The organism is Microvirga sp. P4_A5 (assembly GCF_056402495.1).
In genome coordinates, this window is sequence record NZ_JBFUHH010000161.1 from 1 (window position 1) to 5,189 (window position 5,189).

The 5,189-nt window shown below is 58.7% G+C and carries 5 protein-coding genes; 3 read left to right on the forward strand and 2 right to left on the reverse strand.

Going from position 1 to position 5,189, the window contains the following annotated elements; genetic code table 11:
- Nucleotides 1–1,780: S8 family peptidase (locus AC1DVM_RS22390; protein ID WP_477258219.1), on the reverse strand; the 1,780-nt coding region annotated here is incomplete at its 3' end.
- A gap of 50 nt (nt 1,781–1,830) precedes the next feature.
- On the reverse strand, nt 1,831–2,982 hold the full coding sequence (locus AC1DVM_RS22395) for an AAA family ATPase (RefSeq protein WP_477258221.1): 1,152 nt from the start codon (nt 2,980–2,982) through the stop codon (nt 1,831–1,833).
- Nucleotides 2,983–3,364: 382 nt separating this feature from the next.
- Between AC1DVM_RS22395 and AC1DVM_RS22400 the strand changes: the two genes are divergently transcribed.
- The 3 genes from AC1DVM_RS22400 to AC1DVM_RS22410 form a co-directional block, all read left to right on the forward strand.
- A complete protein-coding gene (locus AC1DVM_RS22400) occupies nt 3,365–4,063 on the forward strand; it encodes a hypothetical protein (protein WP_477258223.1) in 699 nt (232 codons plus the stop codon).
- A 168-nt stretch (nt 4,064–4,231) separates the two neighbouring features.
- Complete coding sequence (gene msrB / locus AC1DVM_RS22405) at nt 4,232–4,720, forward strand: peptide-methionine (R)-S-oxide reductase MsrB (protein WP_477258225.1); 489 nt, start codon at nt 4,232–4,234, stop codon at nt 4,718–4,720.
- A gap of 204 nt (nt 4,721–4,924) precedes the next feature.
- A partial coding sequence (locus AC1DVM_RS22410; protein ID WP_477258227.1) for a peptide-methionine (S)-S-oxide reductase occupies nt 4,925–5,189 on the forward strand: 265 nt, incomplete at its 3' end.

The window sequence follows — 5,189 nt, forward strand, 5'->3', positions numbered from 1 at the left end:
GCGTATAGTTGATCGCGTCCTCAGGATCGACCTCGCAGTAGAAGCAGAAGGTCGCCTTGATCTCAACATTGCCTGTGAGCCCGTCTGGCACGGGAAGGTAGAGCCTAACCGCTCCCGTTGTCGGCATTTGCCGCTGATAGACTATGTGCGCTTCGTAGTCGTCGCAGAGCACAAGGTCGCCGAGCCCGTGGGAGACCAACCCCCAGCCACTCTCTGCCCGGGAGTTCTCTTGTCCATTCGCATGGTGGACGAGTAGCGCTTTGATGGCCGGTGCCCACAACGGTTCGGCAAACTGGGCGCGCACGCCTGCGCCGGAGCGCATGGCCAAAGGAGCGGCAAAGCTCGTCCCCATTGTCCCATTCGCCGCATGAGGAGCGACTGCACTAAGGGCAAGAAATGGAGCGCTATGAGAACCGCCGAAGCTGACGAAGTCCGGCTTCACATATCCGGGGCTTCGACCAGGACCGCAAGCGCTGTAGGAGGCACGTTTCCAGCCATTTCCAAAACTGTCGCTGGCGCCCACAGCCAGCATGTTCACCCCATCGGAGGGAGGCTGCACCCGATTTAGGCCAGTGGCGGAGTCGCATTCCCCGTTGTTTCCGCATGCCACAGTCGCGACGGTCTCGCCGGAGGCAAGCAATTGATCTAGCGATGAGGTCCATAAGTTCACATCGTCATCGTCAATCGGGCAATCGGGACCAAGACTGATGTTGATGAAATCATAACGCCGCGACGTCAACACATCCTCGATCCGATCAAGAATGTCGAACGCCTCGAAATCACTGGCACCATCACCTTGGCCGTAGACGCGCCAATGATCAACGTTCGCATAAGGGCGCGGAGGGGGCTCACCGTGGACGAGAGGGCCAAAGAGGAAGGCTGAAGTCACTGCCAGCCCGTGATTCTGACCGGCTGGAACGGGTGCTCCGACGCCTGGGGCGTCGTGAAGCGTTACCCATTTGTCGAGACCGTGATTGTCCGGAAGGCCGCCATCGAAAATCGCAACGGAGAGATCGGGAGCGATCGCCTCTTCGCTCCCAATAGCCACCGGAAAAGCATGGCCGATTGAGCGGACGAGTGGGTCAAAAGGGACAATGCGGGGAGCCTCCCTCAGAGCCCGCAGAAAAGAGAATTTCAGGACGTCGTCGAGACGCTCCCGTGGAGCTAGAATCGGCAGAAACGCAAGCCCCCCCGCTTGTCGCCGGCGATCGAGATCACAGTAAATGTCGAGCGATCGCATAAACAGAGCAAAGCTTCCAATGACCTCGCTGGTGCCGCTTTCATCCGGATTGTGGAGCACGACCTCCAGTGGGATCTCGCGGCGGTCACGAAAGCGCTTCGATAAGGTTTTGAGACGGCTTCGGCCGGGAGTTGCTACGCTCTCAATCCGCCTGAACGCATCCTGCACAACTTCTTGGGACGGCCTCCAGTTCGCGGTGGTGCTACCAAACTCAACTAGGACATCCGCCGCCCCTGCCAGATAGAGTACCGGCGCCGGTTGTGCCTTGCCGCTTTCCTCCGCACGGGAGGCGACAACCTTCTCGGGAACGATATGGGTCGCACGACTACCCAGGTGGCGAAGCCCGAGCGCCTGAATCAGGTGCGCCGGATAGTAAGATTTCGCGAGATAACTGGGATGAAGCGTTATCTCAAGCACAGCGTCACCGCCCGGGCAGGCCAAGTCTGGGAGTTCGTATATCTCGCTGGCGGCAACCTTCCATTGTGGTTCAAGTCGCTGTCTCGCTTCAGCGAACGAGTAGGGGTGCGCCTTGTCGCCCATGCCCCGCGGTGGCCTAGCGATCTCCTCGGAAAGCTTTTCACCCTGCCCGATCAAATATCGTGGACTAGCCATTTTCCGCCCCCCTGTTTGTCGCCAACCGATGCGTCGTGTGACCGCCCTTTTCGGATTGTGTCACGAGATATCCCGACGATTTCACTGATTCTGCGATCACTGTAGCCGCCCTCGGCGAGCAGCCGGGCGGCTCGCTTGCGGTCGTGCGAGCTTCCGCTTCGCAACTCATGTCCCATGCGGTCCACCAGCACCTCAAGAACGCCAGTTCCCGAAATCGTAGCCCGCCGTCTCACCCACTGCACAGTGCGTGTCAGTTCGCTGAAGGACTGACCCTCCCACAGGTTTACAAGGAGCGTCATCCAGCCCGATAAAGGCTCGGCGTCATTGCCAAACAGATTGTATAGCGCCTCGGCGCGCTCGCTCGCCGTCGGCGGGAGGAACTCCAGCACATCGTCAAAGCGTCGCCATACGGCAGGGTCGAGAAGCTCCCCGTGATTGGTCGCAGCGATCAGCAGGCTCGTGGATGGCCAGTCGTCTACCTCTTGAAGGAGGACTGTCACGAGTCGCTTCAATTCTCCCACATCCCCTTCGTCGTCTCGACGCTTGGCGATCGAATCGAACTCGTCAAGCAAAAGCACGGATTCCACGCTTTTGGCGTACTCCAGGACCGAGCGTATGTTGGAGCCCGTCTTGCCCAGAAAGCTGCTCATGACAGTGGCAAGGTCGAGCGTGATCAAGGGGCGCTTAAGCAGAGAAGCTAGCCATCTGGCACTCATTGTCTTGCCGACGCCTGGTGGCCCCACAAAGAGAAGTGATCTCGTTGGACCAAGGCCCTGTTTTTCCAAAGCAGACAGATGTAGTCGTTCGGCCGCTACCTGTTCGATGCGCGCTTTGAGGTCAGCACTGAGTATAGGCTCGCTTGGAAGTACAACTGGGAACTCGCTCTTTGCTAAAGCGAGACGCGAGTCGGCGTCCACCGGGACGATCGCCCCACCGAGATCGCGCAACGGCGAAAGCGACGTCGGCGCCAGCGCAAGCAGTTCGGACAACTGTCCTGCCAGTGTCGGGTCCTGTTGACGAAGCTTGCGGATAGACTGGCGGACATATGCCTGAACGTCCTGCGATCGTCCAGACAGGCCAAGTCTCGCAAGGTGGACTACATTTTCAGATAATCTGTCGATCAAGTCCATTTAGCCGACCATTTTTCATAACAAAGGAGGGGGACTCAAAAGTTGAGGTGGACTATTTTTTGGCATATCCATCCTATCTAGTCCAGAAATGATTTGCGGTCGACAAGGAGATCAAAACGGCTACGGCTCCTCACCACATCTGGTGCACCGCAGTTTCCGCCTGATGAGATCCGCCAGCGCGTCTCCTGGCCCTACCGTTCTCGCCTGTGTGGTGCCGCCTTGTCGGATCGGGAGAGGGAAGGGTGGAAGACTTGGTGGCGGACCTCTAGTATTCCGGTTGAGCTTAGTCGCGGTTCGTTATGCGTCGGAGGAGGCGGTGAGTTCTTCATCGCCGTGAACGGGGAGGGGCTGGGGTGGGACTGAACAAGATCGGGGCAGTATCATGARGACCGTCCCAATCATCGCCCTGCTCGCAATGCTACCTGCTTCAGGAGCTGGAGCTGGCGATCGCGAGATCCAGGAGTTTCGGCTCCTTTCCGAAGCCCGACAGAAGGAGATCCTTTTCGTCGAAAGCTACGAGGAGCTGTTTTCTCCGATGTCGCTTTCTGACTGTGCAAAGGGGATGCCCCGCTGGTCTCGCAACATCGACGAACGGATGGCGAAAGGCCTCAATGTCGGAGCGTCGTCCACCAACGAGTATCAGTACTGCTGGTATCGCTATTTCTCGACAGCATCGCCGAGGCGCTGCGAGCTGACGAAGGCATGGCTAGCAGCCTTGCCGAATGGGCGCGCTGTGAGAGATGCCCTTGGCCGCTCAAGTGACTGCCTGGCGCCGGTTGCGGAGAGCAGCCCTCAGTCTGATGGTTCGAAAGTCCTAGAGAGGGCTCGAAGGATCATCGTGGATCATCGCCTTCTGTCCGCCGCCGACCTTAGGTGTTCGACTCTGGAGCAAAATCGCCGGGACGGAGAGACCGTTTCTGTCATGGTTAGGGAGTTGCACGGCGGCCGATGCGGCGGCGCAGAGGAAACAGCACCGCGGCGGTTCACGATTGAAATCAACTTAAATACCGGTGCAGCCCGGTGGGACAACAATTTCCCCGACATGGAAATGCGACCGATCCCGACAAGCCGAAAGCGCTGATTGCGGGCTATTCCTGGATGCCGGGAGCGCTCCTCAATCGCCGTCCCGATCGCACTAAGAGCTTCACATCACATTGCCGCGCACAAGCGATATTCCCGTAGCGCCACAACGGGCCGCAGCTTAGCCTGCCTCAATGATCAAGGATCTTAGCCTCAGGAGGATGGCGCGATGAGAACAAGACGGGCAATCTTGCTGAACGGCACCGGCCTTGTCATCTTGGCAGCCTTTTCCTCGCAAGCGGGTAACGTGCRATCGGAGGAAACTTTTGCGATCAAGAAGACCGATGCCGAGTGGCGCCGTCTGCTAAAGTCTGATCAATACGCCGTTCTTCGCCAGAGTGGGACAGAGCGTCCCTTTACGAGCCCGCTTCTTAGCGAGAAGCGACGTGGCGATTACGCATGCGCCGGTTGCGAATTGCCGCTTTTTTCGTCCACCACGAAGTTTGACAGCGGCACCGGTTGGCCAAGCTTCTGGGCTCCATTGGACAAGGCGATTGGTGCGGAGTCTGACGAAACCTTTGGCATGACGAGAACGAGCGTGCATTGCAACCGTTGCGGCGGCCACCAGGGCCACGTTTTCGATGATGGACCGCGGCCTACAGGCCTGCGGTACTGCATAAACGGAGTGTCGATGACATTCATCCCAGCGGCGGTCTGAGTCATAGCGACGCCCGGCTTCCCCTTTATTTCGATCGAACGGAGACTGGTTATGCGAAATCTCGTCACCAACAGCACGTCAGCGAGCGGGGGCAACGGGTGGCATGCTGTCGCTGCTCTTGCGCTTGTCGGTCTGGTCGGCTTGGGGTTGCAAGCTTCGCCATCGTCGGCCGAGAGCGCACCGCGGGCGATCCCGGCCGCATCAATGGATGAGACTTCGGCCTCGTCGACATCCTCGGTGGCAGTTCTTGCCGGCGGCTGTTTCTGGGGCGTTCAGGGCGTGTTCCAGCATGTTGAAGGCGTCAGCAACGCCGTTTCAGGCTATGCCGGTGGCGAAAAGGCGACGGCGCATTACGAACAGATTGGCACCGGCCGGACAGGACATGCGGAAGCCGTGCAGATTACCTACGATCCGCGCAAGATCAGCTATGCTCGCATCCTGCAAATCTATTTCTCGGCAGCCCATGATC

What these genes read in the sequence shown, in the direction of transcription:
- AC1DVM_RS22395 (WP_477258221.1), bottom strand. Translation starts at nt 2,982, where the DNA reads ATGGACTTGATCGACAGATTATCTGAAAATGTAGTCCACCTTGCGAGA.